The organism is Alkalicoccus urumqiensis, from assembly GCF_002993335.1.
In the GTDB taxonomy this organism is placed as follows: domain Bacteria; phylum Bacillota; class Bacilli; order Bacillales; family Salisediminibacteriaceae; genus Alkalicoccus; species Alkalicoccus urumqiensis.
In genome coordinates this window covers 92,682-118,316 of sequence record NZ_PVNS01000010.1, presented here as the reverse complement: position 1 = coordinate 118,316, position 25,635 = coordinate 92,682, and the positions used below count along the sequence as shown (strand labels likewise).

The 25,635-nt window shown below is 50.7% G+C and carries 27 protein-coding genes; 10 read left to right on the top strand and 17 right to left on the bottom strand.

Going from position 1 to position 25,635, the window contains the following annotated elements; genetic code table 11:
• Positions 1 to 18: 18 nt before the first annotated feature.
• The 4 genes from grpE to lepA form a co-directional block, all read right to left on the bottom strand.
• Positions 19 to 606, bottom strand: a complete 588-nt coding sequence (gene grpE, locus C6I21_RS11605) for a nucleotide exchange factor GrpE (protein ID WP_105959648.1) — start codon at positions 604 to 606, stop codon at positions 19 to 21.
• Positions 607 to 623: 17 nt separating this feature from the next.
• Complete coding sequence (hrcA, locus tag C6I21_RS11600; protein WP_105959647.1) at positions 624 to 1,652, bottom strand: heat-inducible transcriptional repressor HrcA; 1,029 nt, start codon at positions 1,650 to 1,652, stop codon at positions 624 to 626.
• Positions 1,653 to 1,746: 94 nt separating this feature from the next.
• The gene (gene hemW / locus C6I21_RS11595) at positions 1,747 to 2,916 is read right to left on the bottom strand and encodes a radical SAM family heme chaperone HemW (RefSeq protein ID WP_105959646.1); all 1,170 of its coding nucleotides are present in this window, start codon (positions 2,914 to 2,916) and stop codon (positions 1,747 to 1,749) included.
• Between the two features lie 77 nt (positions 2,917 to 2,993).
• Positions 2,994 to 4,820: a translation elongation factor 4 gene (gene lepA, locus C6I21_RS11590; RefSeq protein WP_105959645.1), complete on the bottom strand. Its 1,827-nt coding sequence runs from the start codon at positions 4,818 to 4,820 to the stop codon at positions 2,994 to 2,996.
• A gap of 185 nt (positions 4,821 to 5,005) precedes the next feature.
• Between lepA and rpsT the strand changes: the two genes are divergently transcribed.
• Positions 5,006 to 5,272 carry a 30S ribosomal protein S20 gene (rpsT, locus tag C6I21_RS11585; protein WP_105959644.1) on the top strand — a complete coding sequence of 89 codons (267 nt, stop codon included), beginning with the start codon at positions 5,006 to 5,008 and terminating at the stop codon, positions 5,270 to 5,272.
• 82 nt (positions 5,273 to 5,354) lie between these two features.
• On the opposite strand, the gene holA is transcribed toward rpsT, so the two are convergent.
• Positions 5,355 to 6,386, bottom strand: a complete 1,032-nt coding sequence (holA, locus tag C6I21_RS11580; RefSeq protein ID WP_105959643.1) for a DNA polymerase III subunit delta — start codon at positions 6,384 to 6,386, stop codon at positions 5,355 to 5,357.
• A 262-nt stretch (positions 6,387 to 6,648) separates the two neighbouring features.
• Here holA and C6I21_RS11570 point away from each other — a divergent pair, with 262 nt between their 5' ends.
• Entirely contained in the window at positions 6,649 to 6,780 is a 132-nt protein-coding gene (locus C6I21_RS11570; RefSeq protein ID WP_105959641.1) for a YqzM family protein, read from the top strand.
• A 324-nt stretch (positions 6,781 to 7,104) separates the two neighbouring features.
• Here the strand turns inward: C6I21_RS11570 and C6I21_RS11565 are convergent, their stop codons facing one another.
• The 11 genes from C6I21_RS11565 to C6I21_RS11515 form a co-directional block, all read right to left on the bottom strand.
• Positions 7,105 to 9,282 (bottom strand): DNA internalization-related competence protein ComEC/Rec2, encoded by a 2,178-nt coding sequence (locus C6I21_RS11565; RefSeq protein WP_105959640.1) that lies wholly within the window; start codon positions 9,280 to 9,282, stop codon positions 7,105 to 7,107.
• A 48-nt stretch (positions 9,283 to 9,330) separates the two neighbouring features.
• On the bottom strand, positions 9,331 to 9,906 hold the full coding sequence (locus C6I21_RS11560; protein WP_105959639.1) for a ComE operon protein 2: 576 nt from the start codon (positions 9,904 to 9,906) through the stop codon (positions 9,331 to 9,333).
• 75 nt (positions 9,907 to 9,981) lie between these two features.
• Positions 9,982 to 10,584 (bottom strand): helix-hairpin-helix domain-containing protein, encoded by a 603-nt coding sequence (locus C6I21_RS11555; protein ID WP_105959638.1) that lies wholly within the window; start codon positions 10,582 to 10,584, stop codon positions 9,982 to 9,984.
• Between the two features lie 160 nt (positions 10,585 to 10,744).
• The gene (locus C6I21_RS11550; protein WP_105959637.1) at positions 10,745 to 11,473 is read right to left on the bottom strand and encodes a class I SAM-dependent DNA methyltransferase; all 729 of its coding nucleotides are present in this window, start codon (positions 11,471 to 11,473) and stop codon (positions 10,745 to 10,747) included.
• A gap of 1 nt (position 11,474) precedes the next feature.
• On the bottom strand, positions 11,475 to 11,828 hold the full coding sequence (gene rsfS / locus C6I21_RS11545) for a ribosome silencing factor (RefSeq protein WP_105959636.1): 354 nt from the start codon (positions 11,826 to 11,828) through the stop codon (positions 11,475 to 11,477).
• 32 nt (positions 11,829 to 11,860) lie between these two features.
• Positions 11,861 to 12,430, bottom strand: coding sequence for a bis(5'-nucleosyl)-tetraphosphatase (symmetrical) YqeK (gene yqeK, locus C6I21_RS11540; protein WP_105959635.1), 570 nt, complete (start codon positions 12,428 to 12,430; stop codon positions 11,861 to 11,863).
• Positions 12,420 to 12,995, bottom strand: coding sequence for a nicotinate (nicotinamide) nucleotide adenylyltransferase (nadD, locus tag C6I21_RS11535; protein WP_105959634.1), 576 nt, complete (start codon positions 12,993 to 12,995; stop codon positions 12,420 to 12,422). The genes yqeK and nadD overlap by 11 nt, the downstream gene beginning before the upstream one ends.
• 4 nt (positions 12,996 to 12,999) lie before the next feature.
• Entirely contained in the window at positions 13,000 to 13,302 is a 303-nt protein-coding gene (gene yhbY, locus C6I21_RS11530) for a ribosome assembly RNA-binding protein YhbY (protein ID WP_105959633.1), read from the bottom strand.
• Between the two features lie 21 nt (positions 13,303 to 13,323).
• Positions 13,324 to 14,145, bottom strand: coding sequence for a shikimate dehydrogenase (gene aroE, locus C6I21_RS11525; RefSeq protein ID WP_105959632.1), 822 nt, complete (start codon positions 14,143 to 14,145; stop codon positions 13,324 to 13,326).
• A gap of 12 nt (positions 14,146 to 14,157) precedes the next feature.
• Complete coding sequence (yqeH, locus tag C6I21_RS11520; RefSeq protein ID WP_105959631.1) at positions 14,158 to 15,258, bottom strand: ribosome biogenesis GTPase YqeH; 1,101 nt, start codon at positions 15,256 to 15,258, stop codon at positions 14,158 to 14,160.
• A complete protein-coding gene (locus C6I21_RS11515; protein WP_280953453.1) occupies positions 15,243 to 15,767 on the bottom strand; it encodes a YqeG family HAD IIIA-type phosphatase in 525 nt (174 codons plus the stop codon). The genes yqeH and C6I21_RS11515 overlap by 16 nt, the downstream gene beginning before the upstream one ends.
• Before the next feature lie 596 nt (positions 15,768 to 16,363).
• Between C6I21_RS11515 and C6I21_RS11510 the strand changes: the two genes are divergently transcribed.
• The 7 genes from C6I21_RS11510 to mnhG are packed head-to-tail and all read left to right on the top strand — an operon-like array spanning position 16,364 to position 22,135.
• Positions 16,364 to 18,790, top strand: a complete 2,427-nt coding sequence (locus tag C6I21_RS11510) for a Na+/H+ antiporter subunit A (protein ID WP_105959629.1) — start codon at positions 16,364 to 16,366, stop codon at positions 18,788 to 18,790.
• The gene (locus C6I21_RS11505; RefSeq protein ID WP_105959628.1) at positions 18,787 to 19,212 is read left to right on the top strand and encodes a Na(+)/H(+) antiporter subunit B; all 426 of its coding nucleotides are present in this window, start codon (positions 18,787 to 18,789) and stop codon (positions 19,210 to 19,212) included. The genes C6I21_RS11510 and C6I21_RS11505 overlap by 4 nt, the downstream gene beginning before the upstream one ends.
• Complete coding sequence (locus C6I21_RS11500) at positions 19,212 to 19,550, top strand: Na(+)/H(+) antiporter subunit C (protein ID WP_105959627.1); 339 nt, start codon at positions 19,212 to 19,214, stop codon at positions 19,548 to 19,550. The genes C6I21_RS11505 and C6I21_RS11500 overlap by 1 nt, the downstream gene beginning before the upstream one ends.
• Positions 19,543 to 21,027 (top strand): Na+/H+ antiporter subunit D, encoded by a 1,485-nt coding sequence (locus C6I21_RS11495; protein WP_105959706.1) that lies wholly within the window; start codon positions 19,543 to 19,545, stop codon positions 21,025 to 21,027. Before C6I21_RS11500 ends, C6I21_RS11495 begins: the two co-directional genes overlap by 8 nt.
• Positions 21,028 to 21,031: 4 nt before the next feature.
• The gene (locus tag C6I21_RS11490) at positions 21,032 to 21,508 is read left to right on the top strand and encodes a Na+/H+ antiporter subunit E (protein ID WP_105959626.1); all 477 of its coding nucleotides are present in this window, start codon (positions 21,032 to 21,034) and stop codon (positions 21,506 to 21,508) included.
• Entirely contained in the window at positions 21,508 to 21,792 is a 285-nt protein-coding gene (locus C6I21_RS11485; RefSeq protein ID WP_105959625.1) for a Na(+)/H(+) antiporter subunit F1, read from the top strand. Before C6I21_RS11490 ends, C6I21_RS11485 begins: the two co-directional genes overlap by 1 nt.
• Positions 21,764 to 22,135, top strand: coding sequence for a monovalent cation/H(+) antiporter subunit G (gene mnhG / locus C6I21_RS11480; RefSeq protein ID WP_105959624.1), 372 nt, complete (start codon positions 21,764 to 21,766; stop codon positions 22,133 to 22,135). Before C6I21_RS11485 ends, mnhG begins: the two co-directional genes overlap by 29 nt.
• A 61-nt stretch (positions 22,136 to 22,196) precedes the next feature.
• Here the strand turns inward: mnhG and asd are convergent, their stop codons facing one another.
• The gene (asd, locus tag C6I21_RS11475) at positions 22,197 to 22,991 is read right to left on the bottom strand and encodes an archaetidylserine decarboxylase (RefSeq protein WP_105959623.1); all 795 of its coding nucleotides are present in this window, start codon (positions 22,989 to 22,991) and stop codon (positions 22,197 to 22,199) included.
• 68 nt (positions 22,992 to 23,059) lie between these two features.
• Between asd and C6I21_RS11470 the strand changes: the two genes are divergently transcribed.
• Positions 23,060 to 25,585: a CBS domain-containing protein gene (locus C6I21_RS11470; RefSeq protein WP_105959622.1), complete on the top strand. Its 2,526-nt coding sequence runs from the start codon at positions 23,060 to 23,062 to the stop codon at positions 25,583 to 25,585.
• The last annotated feature ends 50 nt before the right edge of the window (positions 25,586 to 25,635 follow it).

The window sequence follows — 25,635 nt, the reverse complement described above, 5'->3', positions numbered from 1 at the left end:
TTCACTGCTTCTATAAATTTATCCATTTACTTTAACCATTGCTGGACGGATGACTTTGTCTTTAAGCATGTAGCCTTTCTGCAGCTCTTCTACAACTACATTGCTGTCAAAGCCTTCTTCCTCCACCTGCATAACGGCTTCATGCAGGTGCGGGTCGAATTCCTGTCCTTTTACCTCCATCGGCTCTACGCCTTCCGAGCGGAGAGCTTCCAGCATCTGCTGATGGACCATTTTCATGCCCTGATAAAGGTTCTTCGCTTCTTCCGATTCCGGCTCCATGTTCAGTGCCCGCTCAAAGTTATCAAGCGCGGGCAGGAGACTCTCAGCGAGCTGCTGTGATTTATATTTAGCTGCCGCCTCTTTTTCCTGACGGGTGCGGCGGCGGAAGTTGTCATAATCAGCCTGAATCCGCAGAACCCGGTCCTGCGCCTCCTGAACTTTCTTCTCAAGCTCGGAGTCTGCTGCTTCTGAACTTTCAGGACTTGCCTCTTCTTCTGTTTGTTCCCCGGAATCAGAATCGACGATTTTCACCTCTTCGGCTTCCACCGTTTCAACCTCTTCCTGTTCTTCCGGGGATACGTTGTTTTCCTTATCTGCCACGAACATTCACCTCCTTGAACTGATCAGTCCGACTGTCTGCGGCTGAGCATCTGTGTCATATCTTTTGCAAAGTAATCCATTAAGCTGATCACGCGCGGATATTCCATCCGTGTTGGTCCAAGCAGACCGATCGTGCCGACGTATTTACCTTCCAGTGTATATGTCGCAGTGACGATGGATAAATCGGAAAATGGTTCAAAATCATTTTCTGCTCCGATCCGGATCGTCAACCCTTCATCTTCTGAACGGATGAGCCTGGAAATCAGCGCATCTTCCTCAAACAGATTCAGAATACTGCGGACGCGGTCAACGTCGTGAAACTCCGGCTGGCTTAAGATATTCGTTTTTCCGCCGTAATATACTTTTTCCTGCTGCTGGTCAGCGAAAACCTGACCAATGGTGTGAAGCATCGTCTCATACTTCGTTACGTACTTCTTCAGCACATCCGCAATTTCCTGAGAAAGTTTCTGCTGCAGCCGGTAGATCGGCACACCGCGGAGCCGGTCATTCAGTATATTGACAACACGCTCCACATCCTGGGCCGATACCGATTCCGGAAAGTGGACCGTCTGATTTTCAACGTGGCCGGAATCGGTCACGATAATCATAACTGCCTGATCGCCGGAGATCGGAATAAGCTGAATCTGGGACAGCCGGGACTCGAATACTTCCGGACCGAGAACGATCGAAGTATACGAGGTAAGCTGGGAGAGCACTTTGGCTGACTGCTGAATCACCTGCTCCGATTCCCGGAACTGAAGCGCAAGCCGTGAATGGATGTCTGCCATATCCCGGCTGGACAATTTCGAAGGAGAAAGCAGGTGGTCTACGTAATACCTGTATCCTTTCTGTGAAGGGATTCTCCCGGCAGAACTGTGAGGTTTCTCAAGAAACCCGAGCTCTTCGAGATCCGACATCTCATTCCGGATCGTTGCCGGACTGAAAGCCATATCATTCCTTTTAGAAATTGTACGGGAGCCAACGGGTTCAGCATGAACAATATAGTCATCGACAATCGCTTTTAAGATCGCGAGCTGGCGTTCTGTCAGCATCGTTCATCCCCTCCTGTTAGCACTCTTGTTATCCGAGTGCTAAATCTAATATATAAAGTACCAAAGGAGCGGCGATGTTGTCAACGGAATGAATTTAATTCTCTTCTTCTGCCGGCACCGGATCTGCTGCAAGAAGAAATTGTTCAAATACGTCGTTTCCGAGAAGTTTTCCTTCTTCCGTCAAGAAAAGACGGTCACCGTTTGAAGCGAGGAGGCCCCGGCTGGTCAATGCTTCAACAACGCCCGGGAACACCTCGCCGATGCTGCGGTTGTACCGATGCTGAAATTGTTTCCTCGATACTCCTAACCGTTTCCGGAGCCCCATAAACATTTCTTCTTCCATTTTTTCCTGAACCGGCACGGTATGCTGTTCGAGGTAAGGCAGACTGCCGGTTTCCACTGCTTTTAAATACTGCGGAAGCGGTCCGAAATTCCGGCGGCGGATGCTGTCTGTATAGCTGTGGGCGCCGGCGCCGATTCCATAGTATTCATCATTATTCCAGTACGCCAGGTTGTGCATACTCTCGAACCCTTCAGCTGCGAAATTGCTGATTTCGTACTGAGTCATGCCGGCATCTGCTGCGGCCTGCTTCAGCTCCTCATACATATCGGCTTCCAGCTCCACCGTTGGAAGTACGAGCTGACCCCGTTTTTCCATTTGATAAAATACTGTTTTCGGCTCAACCTTCAAAGCATAGGCACTGATATGGGTGATTGGGAGGGACACTGCCCTTTTCAGTGTATCCTTCCACTGCCCCATCGTCTGTGTCGGTAGACCAAACATAAGGTCAATAGACAAATTCGTCAGTCCGTGCTCCCGCGCCAGATGAATCGTTTCTTCCACCTGACCCGCTTTATGATCCCGGTTGATTGCGCGTAAAAGTCCTTCATCAAACGTCTGGGCTCCGATACTGAGCCGGTTCACCCCTTCTTCTTTCAACATGCGCATCATGGAGGCATCCGCACTTCCCGGGTTGACTTCCACGGTGAATTCCACTTCGTTGGATACAGGGAAATACGTCCTTACAGCGCGGAGCATTTTCCTCAGCTGCTCAGGCGTCACTGCTGTCGGTGTTCCCCCGCCGACATAAATCGTTTCGATCGGATCCGGAGGCGGCAGGGCTTCTGCCGTTTCTTTCAACTCTTTCTCCACTGCCTGAACATACCGGTCCACCGGCTGGTTGTGCAGAAAAAATTTATTGAAATCGCAGTAGTGGCAGATCTGCCCGCAGAACGGTACATGCAGATAAAGCGATCTTCTCATCTGATGATGCTCCTTTCGTTATCAAACAAACAGAAAGGGAGGCCCGGCCTGAAGCCGGACCTGCCCAAAACTATAGCTTATTTGTTATCATCCATACTAAGAACGGACATGAACGCTTCCTGGGGTACTTCTACGTTCCCTACGCTCTTCATCCGCTTCTTTCCTTCTTTCTGTTTTTCCAGAAGCTTCCGCTTACGGGATACATCCCCGCCGTAACATTTAGCAAGTACGTTTTTACGCATCGCTTTGATCGTGGAGCGGGCCACGACTTTCTGACCGATACTTGCCTGTACAGGCACTTCGAACTGCTGACGCGGGATCAGATTCTTCAGTTTTTCTGCTATATGCTTTCCGCGGTCATAGGCGCTGTCGCGGTGGACAATGATCGAAAGGGCGTCGATTTTTTCTCCGTTTAAGAGAATATCCATTTTTACCAGGTTGCTTTCTTTGTAGCCGATCAGCTCGTAATCGAACGAGGCGTAGCCCTTCGTACTGGACTTCAGCGTATCAAAGAAATCATAGACGATCTCTGAAAGCGGAATGTTGTAAACAATGTTCACCCGGTTTTCATCCAGGTATTTCATGTCAACATAATCCCCGCGCTTTTTCTGGCACAATTCCATCACAGGCCCAACGTATTCATTCGGCACCATAACCTCTGCTTTGACGTATGGTTCACGGATATGGTCCACCGTCTGCGCATCCGGCATTTCAGACGGATTATCAATCTCCAGTTCCGTACCATCTGTCAGCGTGACCCCGTAAATAACACTTGGCGCAGTCGTGATGAGATCAATATTAAATTCCCGCTCGATCCGCTCCTGAATAATTTCCATATGCAGAAGACCGAGAAAACCGCAGCGGAACCCGAATCCGAGCGCCTGCGACGTTTCTGCCTCAAACTGCAGAGACGAATCATTCAGTTCCAGTTTTTCCAGCGCTTCCCGGAGGCCGTTGTAGTCGTTCGTGTCCACCGGATACAATCCGCAGAAAACCATCGGATTCAGTTTACGGTAGCCGGGAAGCGGCTCTGGTGTCGGTTTAGCCGCATGAGTAATCGTATCCCCTACCTGGCTGTCTCCGACCTGCTTGATGTTTGCAATCATAAAACCGACGTCGCCGACAGTCAGCTCATCTTTCGGTGTCGGCTTCGGCGTAAACACTCCGAGCTCCGCGACTTCAAATTCCTTGCCGTTTGCCATCATGCGGATTTTCTGTTTTGGCTTTACCGTCCCCTCCATAATACGGACATAGACGATAACGCCGCGGTATGGATCGTAGAGTGAATCGAAGATCATCGCTTTCAGCGGTGCCTCCGGATCACCCTGTGGTGCCGGTATTTTTTCCACAATGGATTCGATAATTTCATCAATTCCGACGCCGTCTTTAGCAGAAGCCGGAATGCAGTCCTCTCCCGGAAGGCCGATGACGTCTTCTACTTCCTGACGTACACGGTCCGGTTCAGCACCCGGCAGATCAATTTTGTTAATAATCGGGATGATTTCCAGATCATTATCAAGGGCAAGGTAGACATTCGCAAGTGTCTGTGCCTCAATTCCCTGTGCTGCATCGACGATCAGAAGCGCCCCTTCACATGCCGCAAGGCTGCGGGAGACTTCATAGGCAAAATCGACATGCCCCGGTGTGTCAATCAAATGGAAAATGTACTCTTCCCCGTCTTTTGCTGTATAAGTCAGCTGGACTGCATTTAATTTAATCGTAATTCCACGTTCACGCTCCAGATCCATTGCATCGAGCATCTGGTCCTGCATCTCCCGCTGGGTCAATGCACTCGTTTTTTCTAAAATCCGGTCAGCAAGCGTCGATTTGCCGTGGTCAATATGGGCAATGATCGAAAAATTACGGATTCGGTCTCTTCGTTTAATTCTATCTTCTGGTTTCATCGGTCCAATTCACTCCTATTCCTGCTTCCGAACGTACACCGCTCCCCATTATAGCAACAAGCAGCATAAGGATTCAATGACAGTCAGCAGGTAAAATCTTATTGCTTTTCTAAAACGCATTTGATAAAATCCATAGTGTTGCAAATCAGCGAGCGGACACCGCTGAATACAAGGAGGTGACACCATTGGCTAACATTAAATCTGCAAAAAAGCGTGTTATCGTAAACGAAATTTCACGTAAAAAGAATTTTGCGTTCAAATCCGACCTGCGTAACTCCATTAAAGGCTTCTACGCAAAAGTAGAAGAAAAGGATACAGCAAAAGCGAACGAACTGTTCGTGGAAGCGACCAGCAAGATCGACAAAGCAGTAAACAAAGGGCTGATGCACAAAAATGCAGCTGCCCGCAGAAAGTCGAAGCTGCAGAAATCTCTGGATTCTCTGTCTGCATAAGACGCAAGTTCCGCTCCGGTCATGACCGGAGCGGTTTTTTACTGTCAAAATCGCTTCGTTAAACAGACGCGTGCCTTTCCTCTCAGAGCCCTGCTTCTCTGCGGTTTCTGGATAAAAGAAACCACTCCACTCCAAACTGTTCCTCTACCCCACCTGTTTTTATCCGGAAATCCAGCTCAGCGAGTTCATCAAGAATGCGCAGGAGGTAGCTGCTTTCAAACGATCGGGCCTGCCTGGCTGCCAGCTTTACCGGGTAAGGATGCAGCTTCAGCCTGGAAGCGATCATTTTTTCTCCGTATCCCTGCTGCATAAGCTGCTTGACCTGATAAAGGATCCGGAACTGGCGTACCATCAGTGCTGTGATTTTCAGCGGCGATTCTTTTTGTTTCAACAAATCATGATAGATGCGTACAGCTGTTGTCACATCCTGCTTCACGACGGCATCAACAAGTGCAAAAATATCCTGCTCAAGTGACCTTGCTGTAAGTTCTTCTACATGGCGCCGCTCGATCGGTCCGTCCCCAGCTCTTATCGCAAGCTTATTCAATTCGGATGACAGCACGAGCAGGTTGGTTCCTGCCAGTTCCAGAAGGCGCTGTGCTGCTCCCTGACCCAGGGAGGCTCCTTCTTCTTCCACGCGGCTTGTCATCCATCGCTGAAGTTCGCTTTCCTGAAGCGGCGAAGCATCGAGAACAGCGCCGTGCTTCCGCAGGAGCTTCACTGCTTTTTTCCGCTCATCCGGTTTTTCTGCCGGGACCTGGACAATGAGTACAGTCTCCTCCGACGGTGATGCTGCGTAATCAGCCAGCTTCTGTACCGTGTGCTCTACCTGTTCTTTTCGTTTCTGCCCGGTCAGGAAATAAGCATTTTTTAAAATAACAACTTTTCTCGCTCCAAAAAAAGGAAATGTGTAGGCCTCTTCCACTGCGAGATCAACCGGTGTCTCCTCCATATCCAGACGAATGAGGTTCATTTCCTCCTCACCCTGTTCCAGCGAGTTCCGGATGATACGCTGAGTAATATCCTCCACCAAGTAAGACTCCGTCCCGTAAAGCAGATAAAGTGGTTTAATTTCGCCGCGTTTCAACTCTTTGACCCTTTCCAGGTATGACATACCCTGTTATCCTCCCTGTTTCTGAACGTTATAATCAATGCAGCTCATTCTTTCTCCAGCATACCACATATTTCGTTTCACACGGGAGCAGCCCCAGAGATTCCGTGTTTTTTTCAGTGGAATCAGACAGCGTGAGGATTCCGTTTGGAAGAGCATCAGGCTGGCGGCCGCCCTCGTTTTTTACTTTTTCGGCACAGATGAGGATGAGTGTGGATTTTTCTCGGTTCATCGATTATACTGATGGAAGATAGGAGGGATTTCGATGAATGAGTTCGAAAAGGACGTACAGTCCAACCGCAACGATGCGATCGACAGCGGCATCGGGTTTGTGGCTTCCTTTGTATTTTTTATGCTCATTTTCTCGGTAGCGCAGGCTGTGGATCTATTTTTCTAAAACGTGCGCTTCCCGGAAGGGCGGACTGTCTGCAGCTGCAGACAGTCTTTTTTATAGAAAGAATGTATAAAATCTGAATGCTGTTTTACATAGGTACGTCAAGAACTGCAGCAGTTAAAACTATTGTTAATTTCATCGTTACTTTCTATTGATATAGCTTCTCCGCTTTGCGAACTCCCTCCAAAAAGCGTACGGCGCAGGTTCAGGCAGAAAGCAGTAACCCATTCAATAAACCTCACTGTTCTTTTAAGGCCAGGCGGGCTCTGTGTGGTTTTTCTTCACGTTCAGGACCATTTTTTATTCTCCAGTGAAGCTGCAGCTGCTTCACTGGAGAAATTGTTCATACATCGCAGGCTTCCTGCTGTATCCCTGGAACTCCAGCTGTTCATCCAGCTGGAGCGTGAGGGTTCCCGATTCATCCGTGCGGTAGACCGTAATCCCTCTCTCAAAAAAGCGCCGGAGAACTTCCTCATCCGGATGGCCGTACCGGTTATCCCTGCCGGCTGAAATAACCACAGCTTCTGGCAGTGCTGCGTCAAGAAAGCCTTTTGTGGAGGAAGAACTGCTGCCGTGATGGGCTGCCTTCAACACGTCGACTTCCGGAATTCTTCCGGCTTCGACAAGAGCGGCTTCTGCTTCTTCCTCAATATCTCCGGTCAGCAGCACACGTTTGCCTTTATGCTGAATCAGTGTAAGGATGGATTGGTTATTTACATTCTCAAACAGTCTGTCAGGTGGCAGCAGCTGAAGCAGCCCGGCCTGCATGTCTTTATCCACGGGATAAACAGCTGTCCCCTCTCCTGCCATTTCAGCCGTCATTTCAGAAAGAAATGCCCCCGCCGGAGCCTCCGGTATGTACAACGCATCGATCCGAACGAGTCTGCTTAAGCAGCGGAGACTTCCGTAGTGGTCCACGTGGTCATGCGTAATGATAACTCCATGAAGCACAGCGGCACCCCGGCCTTTCAAAAACGGGGCGGTATTTCTGTGGCAGTATGTATCATCCAGTTCGGGTTCGTCTCCCCCGTAGCGCACTCTTCCTCCGGTATCCACCAGATAGTTTTTTCCGCTCTCTCTATCCTCAATGAAAACGGCATCTCCCTGACCCACATCCAGAAAATGAATGTACAGGTTATTATCCCATGGCCGGATCATCCCCGCTGTCAAGATAATGAATAACAGCACAAGAGACAGCACCCGAATCTTTTGACGTTGAAAGGTTTGGAAGACAAATACCACCGCAGCTGCGGATACCGGAGCCAGAAGCCCCGGAAAACCGATCGTCCACATCGTTCCTGGAATCCTCTCCAGAAGATCCAGCCAAATTGTCAGAGAATGGAGCACCGCTTCCATAACCGGAAACAGAACAGGCCCTGCCGGCGGAAGCAGCGCAGAGACAGCTGAGAACGGCAGCAGCACAAGCCCCACTGCCGGCACGAACAAAAGGTTTGCTGCAGCGGATAAAAGTGGAATTTCATAAAAATGGTATAAATATACAGGCAGCGCACCTGCCTGTGCCGTGACAGAAACAAGAATCAGTGTTTTTAGAGGCCCTTTCTCTTTAAAAAAGGGGCGGGATAGCAGAAGAACAGCACTTGTCAAAAAGGAGAGCTGAAAGCCGACAGATGTCACCAGAAACGGTTCAAAGCAGAGCATGCCGATTCCGGCAGCGCCGAGAAGATCCATTCCATCAAATTTTCTGCCTGCAAACAGGTAGATCAAGGCTGCAGCTGCCGCCATAGAGCCTGCCCTTATGACAGATGGCGCTTCGCCGGCCAATATAATATAAACCGGCAGAAACATAACTGCTGCGAGTGCCGCTGTCTGTTTTGTAAAACCGATACGAAGCAGAATAAACCAGAACATGCCGGTAAGAAGACCGACATGCATACCGGAGACTGCCAGGAGGTGAATAACACCGAACTGCTGGTAGCGGTTAAGCTCTTCAGCATCTATGCTTTCTCTCGATCCATAGATCAACGCCTTCACCCATGCCTCCGGACGACTGCCGCCCAGAGCTTCCAGCGCATTCAAGCGGAACGCACGGAATGCATTCACGCCTCTGCCCCCGCCGCTGCAGTCCGCGGCGCTCGTGAATACAGCCCCCGAGACACCGTCCCTCCTGTCTGCGGCTGCCTGGTTGTACCCATAAGGAGCCTGCGGCTCAGCTTCTGTTGATTCGGCGCCTTCTATCGTGCAGTAGGCTCCCGGCTCCGGTTCCACATCAGATATTATGCGGAACCGGCCGGTTTCGGTATCGAGGAGAAAGGAATACTCTTTCGGCACACCTGAAACGTAGCCCGTCAACGTTTCAGGCACTTTTTCAGGAGGTGCTTCATCCAGCCAGCAGACTGCAGTCCATAATAGAGCTCCTGCTAAAAACGCCCACCGGCATGGCAGGAGCAGAACGGCTCCGAGAATGAGGAAGGCTGCAGGTTGCGGCTGATGCCAGGCCCACGAGGCGGCCAGAGACCCGGTAAATGCATAAAAAAAAGGATACATCCTATCCGCTCCTTTACTAAGCCGGGATGTATCCTTACTATTTCCGATTTACCGCTGCAGAACGACCTGAAATAAACGTTCTGCTTTTTTTCTCGCTTCGTCCAGCTTTTTCTTTTCCACGCCTTCTTCTTCCAACAGCGAAATCATTTCTTCTGCAAACGCACGCTTTTCTGAAGGGTTTGTGTCCATCATCATCTCTTCCAGTTCCACCTGTTCGGTCTCGACTCCCGCTTCCTGGAATAAATTTTCTGCAAAAGGATGGTTTTTATAATCAGCAGCGTAATAGAGCTTTTTTATACCTGCCTGAATGATCGATTTACAGCAGTTTAAACATGGAAAGTGGGTGACGTACATTTCCGCTCCATCCGTCGCAACACCGAACTTAGCGCACTGCATGATGGCATTTACTTCTGCATGAATGGTCCGGACGCAGTGGCCGTCCACGAGATAGCAGCCTTCCTCTGAGCAGTGGCTTCCACCGGAAATAGAACCGTTGTATCCTCCGGCTATGATACGTTTATCTCTCACTATTGTTGCGCCGACCATCAGCCGGGTACAGGTGCTCCGTAGAGCAAGCAGGTGGCTCTGGGCCATAAAATACTGGTGCCATGCAATTCGTTCCACGTTATTTCCTCCCTGGCCATCCTGGGGATGCTGTTTTAACCAGTGTAGAATGCCCGTGCCGTTCCGTCAACCGGTTCACGGATGCCTGAGTGAGGGCCGGAGCTGCTCGAGTGTCTTTTCACCGATCCCGGGAACATCGACAAGTGCATCCACCGATGAAAAGGGGCCGTTTTCCTCCCGGTACTGGACGATCGCGGACGCTTTAGACGGACCAATACCGGGAAGCGATTCCCATGCTGCTTCATCTGCCTGATTTATTATCACGACTCCATCATCCGCTTCTTCCCCCTCTTCACTGCCGCTCTCAGACTCTCCGGCAGCAGGCACGGTAATCTGCATTTCATCCTGAATGCGCTGAGCCAGGTTGATTCTGCCGGCATCTGCTTCTGCAGTAAGTCCGCCGGCAAGCTGAATGATATCCTCCACTCTGGCACCGGTCTCTGCTGCATAGACGCCGGGGGACACAACCTCTCCATGAATGTAGACTGCGGCATTACCGGCTGCCGTTTCCTCTGCACCTGTTTCCTCCGAATTCTCCTCCGCTGCATCCGCTTCCGGCCTGTCTAAAGATGCATAGTCCTCCTCTCCCGCAGGAAACAGCACATAAAGAAGCAGAAGCGCTGCAGGGATGAGCAGATAATATCCCTTCTCTTTTATAAAAAGCACAAGACGATCCATTTTTCCCCTCCAGGTATCAAATGATGACTTATTACACAAAAAAAGCCGCCTGCCGGGTCATCCGGCAGACAGCATCGTTCGTTATTATACGTTCTGAGAAAAGTTGGTTAAATTATGAAGTTACCATCAGTATAAACGAACACACGTACGGTGTAAAGCATTAATTCGGTTTTCTTGCATAAAAAAGGAGGCGGTCCGCCTCTTCTGCATGCTGGACGAGACCGAAATCTGCTGTCACTTCCGCGTGTTGAAAGCCGGCGTCCTTCAGCCAGGAAATGTACTTTTCCTGAGGAAAGGTCCGCTGCATCAGTGTTTCTTCTTCTCTCCGGAAACGTCCGTCCGCTTCTTCGACAAAGAACGTCAACTGATGATGGACACTGTAGGGCACCTCACCCGCTTCAGCGAACCAGAGATAAGCGAGATCTCCTCTGTCCTCTCCGTAGAGTTCATCCTGGAACAATTCCTCCATCTTTTTGGTGGAATGAACGTCGAAAAGGAACACTCCGCCGGGACGGAGTGCGTCAAACACGCGGGAGAACGCCTTCCTGACTGCTTCTCCGTCCGGCAGGTAATTAAGCCCGTCGCAGAAAAGCGTCACACCATCCAGATCCTGAAATCCTTCCAGTTCGGTCATGTCCTGCCGGTAAAACGACACCCTGCTGTTCCGCGCCCTTGCTTTCTGCTCAGCTTCGGAAAGCATATCGAAAGAGAGATCTACGCCATCCATCCGGAGGCCCGCCTCTTCGAGCTGGAGAGTCAACTCACCGGTGCCGCAGGCGAGATCAAGTACCCGGCTTCCCGGAGGCAGGTAGCGGAGCGCATACGCCTGCCACAGATCATAAGGAGCATCCTGCATGAGTTCATCGTAGATGGAAGCGAAATGCTTCATATCAGCCTGTGATCTCTTCTGTACGCAGTACTGGAGCATCTCCCCAGAGTTTTTCAAGCTGATAGTAGTCACGGTCTTCCTTATGAAAGACGTGGACGACTACGTCACCGAGGTCAATAAGAACCCATCTGGCTTCTCTCATGCCTTCCACACGCTTCACATCGACACCCGCTTCTTCTGCTTTATCTTTAATTTCCCTTGCGATTGCCTCTACCTGCGTTTCAGACGTTCCGTGGCAGATAACAAAATAATCAGCAATGGATGAGACACCTTTCATATTTAGTGCTGTCAGTTGACTCGCATTTTTTTCCTCCGCGGCTCGTACCGCGATATCCAGCATTTTTTCTCCAGTCATTCAAAGACCATCCTTTCAATATACATTATTTCTCAACGGACCGTTCCAGGAAGCAGATCATTGTAGGCTGCGAGCGTATCGGGATAGACAGGCAGACGCTTCGCCGTCAAAAATTGGATTGTCTGGGCAAGTGCTGTGCAGCACGCTTTATCCAGGCTGGATTCCGCTTCTGCTCTTGCAGTCTCCGCTCCATCAAACGTCCGTCCAGGTTCGATATAGTCGGCGAGAAAAACAATTTTTTCTTCCAGTGACATGCCTGCACGCCCGGTAGTATGGGAAGCAATCATTTGCAGGACCGCTTCATCCTCCAGCCCGTGCTCGCGTTTTAACAGCTCCGCTCCACAGAAGGAGTGCAGAAGTTCATTTCCAAAACCACCGAGCCCTTCGGGAACCGTGCCCTGACCTTCAAGTGCACGCATTTCCTCAGGCTCTCTATACTTAGCATAGTCGTGAAGCCAGGAGGCAAGCCGGATTTTTCCGCGGTCTCCGCCATAGCGCGTGCACAGCTCATCTGCTGTTTCCACCACGCGTTCCGTATGTTCATAGCGGCGTTTTTTCAGTGCCGGCCGGACGATGGCCGCTGCTTCTGCTTCAGTCCACATACAGCTGATGCTCCTTTATATACTCATTCACTTCTTTCGTGACAAGAAAAGAGTTCCAGCGGCCGTCACGGCGCCGGTTTCGAAGGTCCGTGCTTGAAATATGCAGCTCGATATCCTCCAGAATCCTGAGGCTGGAAAACCCCTCTTCCGCCCCATGAATATTCGTATCCGGACGGGAAACGACAATAAATGGGAGCTGTTGTTTCAAATGTTCCGGGGATTTCCACCGATGAAAATGCTCGAGGCTGTCCCCGCCCATAATAAAGGAAAAAGAGTGCTCCGGATACTTCTCCATCAGCGACGTGATTGTATTGGCGGTATAAGAAGGACCTTCTGTGCTGATTTCCTCCAAGCATAGCTCATACCACGGAGACAGTCGAGCCATGTGCTCGACCATCGCGAGACGATGGTTTTCCGCTGCGGAAGCAGGCTCCTTGTGCGGCGGAATTTTATTCGGCATCCACCAGACTTGATCCAGACCGCACTGAATCCGAGCTTCCTCTGCCATGACGAGGTGACCGATGTGCGGCGGGTCGAATGTGCCGCCTAAAATACCAATCCGCACCTTCTCACCTCCCGCGTTCAGGCAGTTCAATCTGCCGGTTATTCCGGGAAGGACGGTATAGAATAATGGTGTTTCCGATGATCTGGACGAGATTGGACTTTGTGCCCGCGGTCAGCTGTTCTGCCGTATTCTCGTTCTCCTCCATATTGTTCTGAAGCACGCTTACTTTAATCAATTCGTGAGCTTCCAGCGCATCATCTGCCTGTTTAATGACATTCTCATTTATCCCGCCTTTTCCAACCTGAAGAATCGGCTTCAGGCTGTGGGCTTCTTTTCGAAGGTATCGTTTTTGTTTTCCAGTAAGCATAAATGTTGTTCCTCCATATCGTTAAGTGCGTAATGCGTTCTTTACAGCGTTCTCCATAATCTCGGCCGGAGCAGTCCGGCCAAACCAGAATTCAAATGCAGCTGCTCCCTGGTGAACAAACATACCAAGACCGTTTTGAAAGCGGCATCCTGCTTTTTCTGCATCCTGTAAGAGAGCTGTTTTCCAGGGATTATAAATCATGTCGCTGACGAAAATACCGGGATGAAGCCCGGTAGTATCAATCGGCCGGACATCGATCCCTGGGCTCATTCCGGCGGCAGTGGACTGAACAAGCAGCTGAAACTGATCCAGAGACGAAGCAGCTTCCTCCAGTGTCATGACTTCTGCGTTTGTTTCTTCGGCAAGGAGCGCTGCCTTTTCCGGCGTCCGGTTGGCAATGACCAGCCTGCCGCAGCCTTTTTCCCGGAGTGTATGCGCGGCAGCCCGTGCCGCACCTCCGGCTCCAATTAAAAGAACGTCTTCGCCGCGGGGTTCTTTTCCATAATCCTGAACGAGGGAGCGGTACCAGCCTTCTCCATCGGTATTGGTTCCATACAGCCTTCCGCCTTCCTGACGGATCGTGTTGACAGCCCCGATTTTCCGTGCACGTTCGTCGACTTCATCCAACAGCTCCATCACGGCTACTTTATGCGGAATCGTTACATTTACTCCGGTAAAGTTCAGCGCCTTCAATCCTTCAAGCGCCTCCGGAAGATTTTCTTTTTCCACACGTAGAGGCAGATACCCTGCATCCATTTCGAGATGTGCGAAAGCGGCTTCGTGCATAACAGGGGAAAGACTGTGGGCGATTGGATCCCCCAGCACAGCAAGTGCCATTTTCATCAGATCACTCTCCTAAATAATCGATTCGCGGATGGTAACTCCGATCCCGTCAGGAGCATGGGTGCGTACTGTAACAGGACCTCCCTGAACCGTTACCCAGCCGAGCCCGGCAAAGACGATATCCGTTTTCTCAGAAGGAATCCGCCACTCCTGCATCTTCATTCCCCCGAGAGTCTCTGCATCTGCAGGCGGTGAGAGCATGGTACCGGCATGGTCGGCATAAAGCTGATCTGCTTTTTCAGTCTTCGTGCGGTGAAGAGGAATTTCATTCGACGCATACACGATAAATGATGCATCTTCTCCGGCGTGGAAATCTACCCGGCCCAGGCCGGCAAGGAACAGCGTCTGACCTGCTGAGAGCTGATACACTTTCGGTTTAATTTCCCGCTGCGGTGTAATCTGCTTTAATTCTTTCGGTGTCACGAAGTGGGCAGCCTGCTGCGGATTAATAATTCCCGGCGTGTCATAAAGCTCGGCGGTTTCATCGAGCGGAATGTTAATCATGGCAAGCGTCGTTCCCGGAATAGTCGAAGTCGTAATACGCGGTGTCTCACTTTCACCAAACTGGTCGATCAGTGTATTGATAAACGTTGATTTTCCGACATTGGTCGTACCGATAACATATACATCTCTTCCTCTGCGGAGCGAGTCTATAAGCGCTGCTGCTTCTTCAATGGAATCTTTCGATGAAGCACTGATGAGGGACGTCTCCACCGGCTTCAGTCCATACTCCTTCGCCCGGCGTTTCATCCAGTTGATGACTTTGTTCTTCTTGACGGATTTTGGAAGCAGATCTGCTTTATTCCCTAAAAGCAGTACCGGGTTGTTCCCTGCAAAGCGGGGAAGTCCCTCCAGCCAGCTTCCGTCGAAATCAACAATGTCTACGATGTTAACGAGAAGGGCATCCTTTGTATTCAATTCGTTAAGCATACGCAGAAAATCGTCATCTGAAAGCGAGATATCCGGTACTTCATTATAGTGCTTCAGCCGGTAGCAGCGCTGGCAGATGACGACCTCGCGCTCCAGTGCTGCCGGCGGCGCATAGCCGATCTCCTGTTTATTTTGTGTCTGTATTTCCACTCCGCATCCGGAGCAGACTATTTTTTCTCCCATTCTATTAACCCCCTGCGTCTCATTGCCTGAAAAACCCGCCGTTCAATCGACCGGTTAAATTTCGTTAAAATTCCGTCTGTTTCTGCTACCGGAACGACAAGTATCGTATGAAAACCGGCCCTGTTCCCGCCGAGAATATCGGTGAGCAGCTGATCTCCAATAACGACCGTCTCTCCATGTTTCAGCCCCATCAGCTTACAGGCTGCTTTAAATGCCTTGCTGAACGGCTTTTTGGCACTGTGTATGAACGTAATATTATGCGGTGATGCAAATGCATGCACGCGCTTTTCGTTATTATTAGAAACGATAACGACTTCAAAACCTTCTTCTGAAAGTTCTTCAAGCCACTGAAGCAGTTCTTCAGTAGCTTCTTTTCTGTGCCACTCCACGAGCGTATTATCCAAGTCTGTAATCACACCTTTAATTCCAAGACGCTTTAATTCCTGAATATCGATCTCGTAGATGGAAGGCACATACTGATTCGGAATAAACTTTTTCAGCATCCGTATGCTCCCTTCTCCTGTTATTATCCTGAACAGCGGATAATAGACGACTGAAATTAGAATACACTATTTCTCTTCCTGCGTAAACGGAGGTTCCGTGCAATCTATCCTACTACTACCACTGTTTCCTGTAGTCTAACACCCCTTTTTTCAGCCAGCAGGTCTCTGCTTGTTTTCCGCAGACGATTCATTTAATAGGAAAGAAGCCAGACAGATACCACCGAATTCTGTCCGTTCACAAACGTTTCTCTGTGAACTCTGTCAAGAACAAATTTCAAAAAAATTATTCCGCGTTCTTTCATATTTATTTATTCAGGAGAATCCCGTCGTAGAAATGGCTCAATAATGCAATAGACCAAGATTTATATTATAATCAACGTGGACCGTGCGGCGGGGATGTCTTTGAAAGAGTGCCTCACAGCTTCGTCACGATGAGAGAAAAGGGCCGTCCAGCATCCGGATGTTTGGACGGCCTGCCTCGTGATTACCGCTGTGTCACGGGCTTTTTGAAAGGCACCCCACGCTTGACTGGATCCGGCTTAGGAAAGCGACGTTCTCCTAAGCCGGATCCGCCAGTAATTTACTGCAGGGAGGTACTCGTCTTGTCTTTGTTCCATTTTGTTGTACTCGCGCCATTCCTAATGGCGGTGATACTTCCATTCTTTTATTACAAGTTCCGCAGTATACATACCGGCTGGTTTCTGCTGCCGCTGCCGCTGGTGCTGTTTTTGTATATTGCTACGTACATTCCGTTCGGCGGCGGTGGGATGGAGCCGGTCATCTACTCGGTCCCGTGGGTGCCTTCTCTCGGCATTGACTTCACCGTCTACATCGACGGACTGAGCCTGCTGTTCGGGCTTTTGATCACGGGTATTGGAACGCTCGTCGTTCTTTATTCAATTTACTACATTGCCAATAAACAAGATGAGCCGCTGCAGAATTTCTATGTGTACCTGCTCATGTTTATGGGGGCAATGCTCGGGGTTGTCTTTTCCGACAACCTGATTGTTCTTTATGTCTTCTGGGAGCTGACAAGTCTGTCTTCCTCCCTTCTGATCGCGTACTGGTTCCACAAGGAAAAATCACGGTACGGTGCTCAGAAATCCATGCTGATTACCGTAAGCGGCGGTTTCGCCATGCTTGCCGGTTTCGCCATGCTTTACGTCATCGCCGGCAGCACGTTCAGCATTCAGGAAATGATCTCCCAGGCGGGGACAATGGTTCAGGATCCACTGATTCTGCCGGCCATGCTGCTCGTTCTAGCAGGAGCATTCACCAAATCTGCGCAGTTCCCGTTCCATATCTGGCTTCCGGATGCGATGGAAGCACCGACTCCGGTCAGTGCGTATCTCCATTCAGCCACGATGGTAAAAGCAGGTATCTACCTTGTCGCACGGACCACACCGATTTTCGGGCTGACACAGCAGTGGTTCTGGATTCTCGTCATTTTCGGCCTCGTCACACTGACGTGGGGATCTATATCCGCTGTGCGCCAGACCGATCTGAAAGGTATACTCGCTTTTTCCACCGTCAGTCAGCTCGGTTTGATTATGTCGCTTCTCGGTATGGCATCTGCGGCGCTGCATTTTGAGTATGTGGATCAGGATACGATGTATGTGACAGCTGCGATGGCTGCTGTTTTCCATCTCATTAACCATGCGACCTTTAAGGGAAGTCTCTTTATGGCGGTCGGTATTATTGACCATGAAACCGGCACCCGTGATGTCCGCCTCCTCGGTGGACTGATGACGATCATGCCGGTGACATTTACAATCAGCCTTATCGGACTTGCTGCCATGGCAGGACTTCCGCCGTTTAACGGCTTTCTAAGTAAAGAATTGTTCTTTACTGCATCCTTGAATGCAGCTTCGTTCGATATTTTCAATCTGCAGACGCTCGGGTTCATTATTCCAGTGTTTGCCTGGATTGCCAGCGTATTTACGTTTGTCTACAGCATGATGATGTTTCTCCGTACATTTACCGGAGCTTTCAAGCCGGACAATTACGAGAAGCATGTTCATGAAGCACCATGGGGCCTTCTCATTTCCCCGATTGTGCTCGGTTCACTCGTCATCCTGTTCGGCCTGTTTCCAAACATGCTCGCCTACACGATTATCGAACCGGCGATGCAGTCGATACTGCCTGGACTTACATCCGTCGGCGATCAATTTTATGTCAATATTTATCACTGGCACGGTATCAATGCAGAATTACTGATGACCATCGGTGTAGTGCTCTTTGGTCTTGCTGTCGCGCTGACGCTGCCGAAACTTTATGGTGCCGGCTTCTTCCAGCGTGAACGTGACCCGCTGAATGCTGTGTATGATACAGGGCTCGATCAGCTTGTCGTGCAGTCGCAGAATATTACGAAAGCTCAGATGACCGGACGTCTGAGGGACTACATGCTTTATATGGGTGTCTTCATTGCCGGACTCGGTCTTTTCACGCTGTTCCGCTATGATGCCCTTGCTATCAGTCTGGAAGGCCAGGGCGGTATTCCTATCTACGTCTGGCTGGTAACTGGTGTACTGCTTGCATGTACACTTGCACTGCCATTCGTCTCCGGACGGATGACGAACCTGATTCTTCTCGGCGCTGTAGGCTTTTTGATCGCGCTGCTGTTCGTTATTCTGCGTGCACCGGATCTGGCGCTTACCCAGCTTCTTGTTGAAACGGTAATGGTTGTGCTGATTCTGTTAAGTTTCCGTCATCTGCCGGAAATGACCAAAGAGTCCAAACGGCTGCTCTCCACCAGCGCGAAAGCAGTGGTCTCTATTGCAGTCGGTACATTTGTTACGCTGACAGCTCTTTCTGTGCATGCGTACCGGAGTGGAGCGGACATTACGCCGATCTCTGATTATTTCGTAGAAAATTCCAAAACACTTGCCGGCGGCTACAATATGGTCAACGTGATCCTTGTAGATTTCCGGGGACTGGATACGCTCCTTGAAGTACTTGTACTCGGTGTTGCCGCCCTCGGTATTGTGACGATGATTAAACTTCGTATGCGGGGAGGAGAAGATGTATGAAGACGAACTTTGTCATGCTCCATACGGTCACACGGATCGTCAGCTTCATTATATTATCCTTCTCCGTCTATTTGTTTTTCGCCGGGCATAATGCGCCGGGCGGAGGATTTATCGGCGGTCTGATGATGGCGGGCGCTCTCGTGCTTCTCTATGTATCGTTTGACATGGACCGCATCAAAAAAGTGCTGCCGATCGACTACACCCAGATGATCGGTCTCGGTCTGATTATTGCGATCCTGACCGGCTTGAACAGTCTGGTTTTCGGTGATCCGTTTCTTACGCAGTACTTTGACTACTTCCAGTGGCCGTTTATGGGCGAAGTTGAACTGACGACAGCACTTCCGTTTGACCTTGGCATCTTTCTTGTCGTTGTCGGCGTCGCCCTGCTGTCGATACTAACTATTGCAGAGGATGTTTCTTAATGGAGATACTGATGATATTAACCGGCGGGATTATTATTACCGTCGCAGTCTACCTGTTAATGACCCGAAGCATTCTCCGCGTGGTGTTCGGCATTATCATGCTGTCCCACGGCGTACACCTTCTCATTCTGACGCTTGCCGGGCTGGAGGAAGGTGCTCCGCCTCTCTTGACGGAAAATGCCGACGCCTACACCGATCCGCTGCCGCAGGCACTCATTCTGACAGCGATTGTTATCAGTTTTGGTGTCACGGCGTTTCTACTCGTGCTTGCCTACCAGACCAACAAAGCACACGACTCCGATGACCTAGAAGAATTGCGAGGGAATGCCGATGAGTAACCTTTTACTACTGCCCGTCCTCGTTCCGTTTCTCGCGGGGGCGGTGCTGATTTTACTGCGTAACCATCCGCTGATTCAGCGGGTGTCAAGTGCTGTCATTATGACAGTTATGCTCCTGATTTCGATTCAGCTGCTTTATACGATTACGACCGGCGGCATTTTAACGGTGGAGCTCGGAAACTGGTCTCCGCCATTTGGAATCGTTCTCGTCGGAGACATGTTCGCTTCGATGATGGTGCTTCTGACGAGCATCGTCGGACTTGCCTGTCTGTTCTTTTCGTTTCAGACGATGGCACGTATCCGCGAAAAGTTTTTCTTTTACCCGTTTTACTTTTTCCTGCTGACAGGAGTAAACGGTTCCTTTTTAACGGGCGACTTGTTTAACCTTTTCGTCTTTTTCGAAGTCATGCTGATATCGTCATTTATTCTCATTGTCTTCGGCGGAACCCCCTACCAGCTGCGGGAATCCTATAAATACGTTGTCATTAACGTATTCGCTTCCGGCCTGTTCCTCGTGGCAATCGCCTTTATTTACGGAGCAACCGGGACGCTGAACATGGCGCACATCGCTGTTCAGGTTGCGGAGATGGAGCAGCAGGGTGTGATTAACGTTGCAGCCATACTGCTTCTGATCGTATTCGGCATGAAGGGCGCGCTCTTCCCGCTCTATTTCTGGCTTCCGAAGTCTTACTACGGACCGCCGGCCGCGATTGCAGCCCTTTTCGGCGGACTGCTGACAAAAGTCGGAATTTATGCGATCATCCGCACATTTACGCTGATTTTTGTTCACGACACGGCTTTTACACACAACATTATTCTCGCACTTGCCGGACTGACGATGTTCTTCGGTGTACTCGGAGCCGTTTCCCAGTTTGACTTTAAGCGGATTCTCTCCTACCACATTATCAGTCAGGTCGGTTATATGGTCATGGGGCTCGGTCTTTTTACGCCGCTTGCACTTGCCGGCGCTATCTACTACATCGCCCACCATATTATCGTGAAATCGGCGCTCTTCCTGTTTGCAGGTGCGACACAGAAAATAACCGGTACGACAGACTTAAAGAAAATGAGCGGTCTTTTGAAAACACACCCTGCTCTTGCATGGCTCTTTTTCATTTCCGCCATCTCTCTTGCAGGTATACCGCCGCTCAGCGGATTTTTCAGTAAGTTTGCGCTCATCCTGTCCGGTGTCGAAGAAGGAAGATACATCATCGTCGCCGTCAGTCTTCTCGTTGGTCTGTTGACACTGTTCTCCATGATGAAGATTTTTATCTACGTTTTCTGGGGCGGACCGTCACTGAAGCGGAGCGACTATGCGCACATTAAGCTGCTTCCGCTTCTGGCACCAATTATTCCGCTTGTCGCGCTGACCATCACACTCGGACTGTTTGCAGAACCGATCTTCGTCTTCTCAGAAGGTGTTGCAGCCGAAATTCTGGATCCGTCGATTTACATCGACGCCGTATTGGAGGAATGACGTCATGCAGTTTCAAATTCTGATCAATATCGTCATCGCCTTTATCTGGATGTTCCTGCAGAATGATTTCAGCGGTGTGACGTTCATTATCGGCTACATCGTCGGTCTTTTGATGCTGTTTTTCCTGCGTCGTTTCCTCCGCTTTGACTTTTACTTCCGCCGGGTGTGGGCCTTTATCAAGTTGATGGCCCTCTTCGCCTACAAGCTGGTGGAAGCCAATTGGGATGTCATTAAGATTATCCTGCGGCCGAAGCTGGATATCGAGCCTGGAATTATAGCTGTGCCGACGAAACTGAAGTCTGACTGGGAGAGGACACTGCTTGCCAATCTGATTTCACTTACGCCTGGTACACTGACCATGAACTTCTCGGAAGATGGCAGCACCCTTTTTATCCATGCGATTCATGTACCTGATAAAGAAAAGGCCATCAAAGAGATTCACGATACGTTTGAAAAAGCCATCCGGGAGGTGACCGAATAATGGTGATGATCGCTGCTTATACGACGCTGGTACTTCTTGCACTGGCGATTCTCGCCTGTGTTATCCGCCTTTTTCTCGGTCCCTCCGCAGCGGACCGTGTCGTGGCGCTTGATACAATCGGGATCAACCTGATCGGCTTTATCGGCCTCATGATGCTGATACAGGAAACCATCCTGTATGCCGAGGCGCTGCTGATCATCGCGATTCTCGCTTTTATCAGTACCGTGAGCTTCGCGAAATTCCTGGAAGGAGGGAATGTCATTGGTAATCGAAATACTGATTAGCATCTTCCTCCTTATCGGCGGACTGCTTAGTCTCGTGGGAGGTGTCGGCATCCTGCGGTTTCCGGATGTCTACGGACGTCTTCATGCTGCTACAAAGAGTGCAACGCTCGGCGTTATTGGTATTCTAACCGGCGTGTTCCTTTTCTTTCTCATACTGGAGCACATCTTTATCGGGAAAATTCTTCTCGGAATCATTTTCGTCTTTCTGACCGCACCGGTCGGGGCATTTATGATTTCCAGAACCGCCTACATTCAAGGAACAAAAATGTGGGAACGCACAAAGCAGGATGACTTAAAAAAATATATTGAAACCGGCGAAACTCCTAAAGACAAGCGTTCTTAAAAGGATTGAACCGGATACAGAAAGACCGCTTCCCTATGCTGGAAAGCGGTCTTTCAATGCTCTAATTCCGGTTTTCTCCAGGCTTCTTACTAAAGTGGCCGATCGTTTCCCCCTGCTTTACGTGATCTCCTTCATTCACCTTCCAGCTCATCCGCTCCGGCTCAAACAGTAGAATGACCGTGGAGCCGAACGCAAAGCGGGCAAATTCCCCACCTTTTACAAGGGAATCCTCCATGTGCGTATATTCCACCGTATTGACATTCAGTGCGCCAACCTTCACGACAGCGCACCGTCCGGCAGCTGTCTCCAGCTCCGTAATCAGCCGGTAATTGGAAGCGAGCGGCTGGATACCGAACCGGAGACCCAGGTCATTTACCGGCTCGGAATACTCCCCTAATGCATAGCGGCGGACAACAGATCCGGTTAACGGTGCATGGATCCGGTGATAGTCGGACGGCGCAAGGTACAGAACGATAAAAGCGCCTCCGCTGTACCGGCTGACACTGTCCGATACAGAAAGCAGCGTCTGGATGTCATGAACTTTCCCTTTCACTGAAAACTGCACATCTTCATCCAATGTTCCTACTGCTGTCACGGCCCCATCCACCGGGCTTGCACACGCCTGACTGATGCCTGTCACCGGCCTCGGTTCGTGAAGACGTCTGCTGAAAAATTCCTGCAGTGAAGCATAATCCCGCCACGGCTTTTCGGCTTCTGCCAGCGGAATTTGATACGTTTTGGCAAAGGAAGGAATGAGCCATCTGCTCAGCGGAGAGGCTGCTGAACGCTTCAAAATGGCTGTATACAGCGGTTGATGGGTGAGGTCCATCAGTAATTGATAGGTTGTTTTTTTCAAACTGGACGCTCCTTTTCCTGTGATATACTCAAAGTGTAGCACGAGTTGATGGATGAAGGCGGGATTTTATGCAAATCATTCTTTCTCATAATAATGCGGATTTTGATGCTTGTGCGTCCATGATTGCGGCGGGGCTGCTTTATCCGGAGGCCAAGGCGGTTCTGCCGCAGCGGACGACGTCGGAGGTGGAACATTTTTTGACGATTTACCGGGATGTATTTCCGTTTCTTCGTCCGCATGAGTGTCCGTGGGAGGATGTGTCGGAAGTGATTCTGGTGGATACGGATACGGTGGATGCTCAGGTGCCGGAGCTCCCTGAAGAAACGGTGATGCACGTGATCGATCATCACAGCGGGGAAAAACCGGATTTCCCGGTGCTTGGTGAATACCGTCGTGAACCGGTGGGAGCGTGTGTCACACTTTTGACAGAATCACTCCAGGAAAAAGAAATATCGATCTCCCCGCTTGAAGCGACGGCTCTCGCGCTGGGGCTTTATTCGGATACAGAGTCTTTTACGCTTCCCGGTACGACACCGCGAGACCTCTCTGCCGGAGCATTTCTTCTGGAAAACGGCGCTAACCTGGAGGTCGTCGATCAGTTTCGGGAGGTGCCGCTGACGGCAGAGCAGCAGGCGCTGTTTCAGGACCTTCTTGAACACAGCCGTCCGATCACGATTCAGGGGGTGGAGCTGCTTCTGTGCCGCTCAGAGCAGGAGTTTTATACGGGACACCTCGCTCACATCACGCGGAAGCTGCTGCAGATCTCCGGCGTGGACGGCGTAATTGCCGCAGCCCGGATGGGAAAGAAAATCTTTCTTACGTCCCGGGCGCAGGCGCCTCAGATCGATTTCCGTCCGCTGATGGAGGGATTCTCGGGCGGCGGACATGCCCAGGCGGCCTCCGCCACGATCCGGGACTGGACGTTTGCGCGCGTGTTGGAAGAGGTGGAGAAGAAGCTTCCTGCTATCGTTTCTCCGATGCTTACTGCACGGACGCTGATGTCGTCTCCTGCCAGAGTCATAGCCCCGGATACGTCTGTGGAGCAGGCTTCCAAAATGCTGTACCGTTATGGGCATACCGGTTTTCCGGTCGTCGAGGAGGAGAAGCTGATCGGTGTTATTTCCAGGCGGGATGTGGACAAGGCGCTTCATCACGGGCTGGGTCATGCGCCGGTGAAAGGATTTATGCAGCGTACACCTGTCACGACGAGTCCGGAGGCGACGCTTGAGACCGTCCGTTCCCTCATGATTGAAAAACAGGTCGGACGCCTCCCGGTGCTGGAGAATGAGAAACTGATCGGCATTGTTTCAAGAACGGACGTCATTCAGGCAATGCACGGCCGGATGCCGACGGAAGCAGCACCCCGGATGCCGGTGAAGCGGCAGGTGACAAAAACGCTTGAACGTGTGCTTCCGGCGGACGCCATCCACCTTCTCCGCACGATTGGGGAAACCGCTGCAGCTTCCTCACTCCAGCTTTATCTCATCGGAGGGATCGTCCGGGATATTTTTCTTGGCAGAGCGAATGAAGATCTCGATGTTGTGATTGAGGGTGACGCGATTTCGTTTGCAGAAATTCTTCGGGGACAATTCGGTGGACGTGTCCGGCCGCATGAAACGTTCCGCACCGCCACCTGGGTAACGCCTGAGCATGTCCATGTTGATCTGACGAGTGCCCGTACGGAATACTATGATTTTCCAGCAGCACTCCCTAGTGTGGAGCTGTCTACGCTGAAGGAAGATCTGTTCCGGCGCGATTTTACGATGAACACGCTGGCCGTCTCCCTGCATCCTGATACATTCGGCGAGCTGACCGATTATTTCAACGGCCTTCAGGATATCTGGGATAAGCGGATCCGGGTATTGTATAACTTAAGTTTTGTGGAAGATCCGACCCGGATTCTCCGGGCTGTACGCTTTGAAACGAGATTCTCTTTTCAGATGGACACGCAGACAAAGTTTCTGGCAGGTGAGGCAGCACCGCTGCTTCAGTCCGTTTCCGGCGAACGTCTCGCTTCGGAATTATCCCGGCTGTTTACGGAAGCCGATCCACGTGCGGCTTTCCAGAGTTTCAGCAGACTCCATCTGGAGGAGCATCTCCTCGGCTCCCCTGTTTCACTTGAGGAAGCAAAAAGACGGCTCGGCGCTCTTACGCGTCTCGAACGTATTTTTGACGAGCGGAGCGGATGGCTCAGCAGAATCCTCCTTTACTGCAGCCGGACAGAGCTGGATTCTCTCGAAAAGCTGGCGGTGTATAAAGCGGAGGAGCAGCTGCTGGCCTGCTGGAAACGCTGGCTTTCACCCGGCCAGGAAAACACACTCGCCGGATTCCACCGGCGCTTTCATGATTACCGGATCGGCTGGATTCTTCCCGCTGTTTGTCTAATGGAGCCGGAAGAGCGGCATGCAGCCCTCGATTACCTGCGCCGCCGTGTCCGGGTAAAAGAATGGATCCGTGGTCAGCACCTGATCGATGCCGGCAGGAAGCCGGGCCCTTCCTTTTCAGCTATTCTGGAAGAAGCACATATCAGGCAGCTCCGGCATCCGGAAGTGCCGACCGGTCTGATTGTCGAAGAGCTTCTGGAAATCAGCTGACCGGCAGTCTTTACAACTGCCGGTTGTAACGGATCACAGAGAAAACAGGC

Bases quoted from the DNA above. Each gene is read 5' to 3' on its own strand.
- C6I21_RS11485 (WP_105959625.1), top strand. From the start codon at position 21,508: ATGGTGATGATCGCTGCTTATACGACGCTGGTACTTCTTGCACTGGCG.
- C6I21_RS11550 (WP_105959637.1), bottom strand. From the start codon at position 11,473: ATGAAGCATTTCGCTTCCATCTACGATGAACTCATGCAGGATGCTCCT.
- C6I21_RS11555 (WP_105959638.1), bottom strand. From the start codon at position 10,584: ATGGATCGTCTTGTGCTTTTTATAAAAGAGAAGGGATATTATCTGCTC.
- C6I21_RS11500 (WP_105959627.1), top strand. From the start codon at position 19,212: ATGGAGATACTGATGATATTAACCGGCGGGATTATTATTACCGTCGCA.
- rsfS (WP_105959636.1), bottom strand. From the start codon at position 11,828: ATGACTGGAGAAAAAATGCTGGATATCGCGGTACGAGCCGCGGAGGAA.
- aroE (WP_105959632.1), bottom strand. From the start codon at position 14,145: ATGAAAATGGCACTTGCTGTGCTGGGGGATCCAATCGCCCACAGTCTT.
- hrcA (WP_105959647.1), bottom strand. From the start codon at position 1,652: ATGCTGACAGAACGCCAGCTCGCGATCTTAAAAGCGATTGTCGATGAC.
- lepA (WP_105959645.1), bottom strand. From the start codon at position 4,820: ATGAAACCAGAAGATAGAATTAAACGAAGAGACCGAATCCGTAATTTT.
- C6I21_RS11470 (WP_105959622.1), top strand. From the start codon at position 23,060: ATGCAAATCATTCTTTCTCATAATAATGCGGATTTTGATGCTTGTGCG.
- grpE (WP_105959648.1), bottom strand. From the start codon at position 606: ATGTTCGTGGCAGATAAGGAAAACAACGTATCCCCGGAAGAACAGGAA.
- yhbY (WP_105959633.1), bottom strand. From the start codon at position 13,302: ATGCTTACTGGAAAACAAAAACGATACCTTCGAAAAGAAGCCCACAGC.
- mnhG (WP_105959624.1), top strand. From the start codon at position 21,764: ATGTCATTGGTAATCGAAATACTGATTAGCATCTTCCTCCTTATCGGC.
- hemW (WP_105959646.1), bottom strand. From the start codon at position 2,916: ATGAGAAGATCGCTTTATCTGCATGTACCGTTCTGCGGGCAGATCTGC.
- C6I21_RS11495 (WP_105959706.1), top strand. From the start codon at position 19,543: ATGAGTAACCTTTTACTACTGCCCGTCCTCGTTCCGTTTCTCGCGGGG.
- yqeH (WP_105959631.1), bottom strand. From the start codon at position 15,258: ATGGGAGAAAAAATAGTCTGCTCCGGATGCGGAGTGGAAATACAGACA.
- holA (WP_105959643.1), bottom strand. From the start codon at position 6,386: ATGTCATACCTGGAAAGGGTCAAAGAGTTGAAACGCGGCGAAATTAAA.
- C6I21_RS11490 (WP_105959626.1), top strand. From the start codon at position 21,032: ATGCAGTTTCAAATTCTGATCAATATCGTCATCGCCTTTATCTGGATG.
- C6I21_RS11570 (WP_105959641.1), top strand. From the start codon at position 6,649: ATGAATGAGTTCGAAAAGGACGTACAGTCCAACCGCAACGATGCGATC.
- yqeK (WP_105959635.1), bottom strand. From the start codon at position 12,430: ATGTGGACTGAAGCAGAAGCAGCGGCCATCGTCCGGCCGGCACTGAAA.
- C6I21_RS11505 (WP_105959628.1), top strand. From the start codon at position 18,787: ATGAAGACGAACTTTGTCATGCTCCATACGGTCACACGGATCGTCAGC.
- C6I21_RS11565 (WP_105959640.1), bottom strand. From the start codon at position 9,282: ATGTATCCTTTTTTTTATGCATTTACCGGGTCTCTGGCCGCCTCGTGG.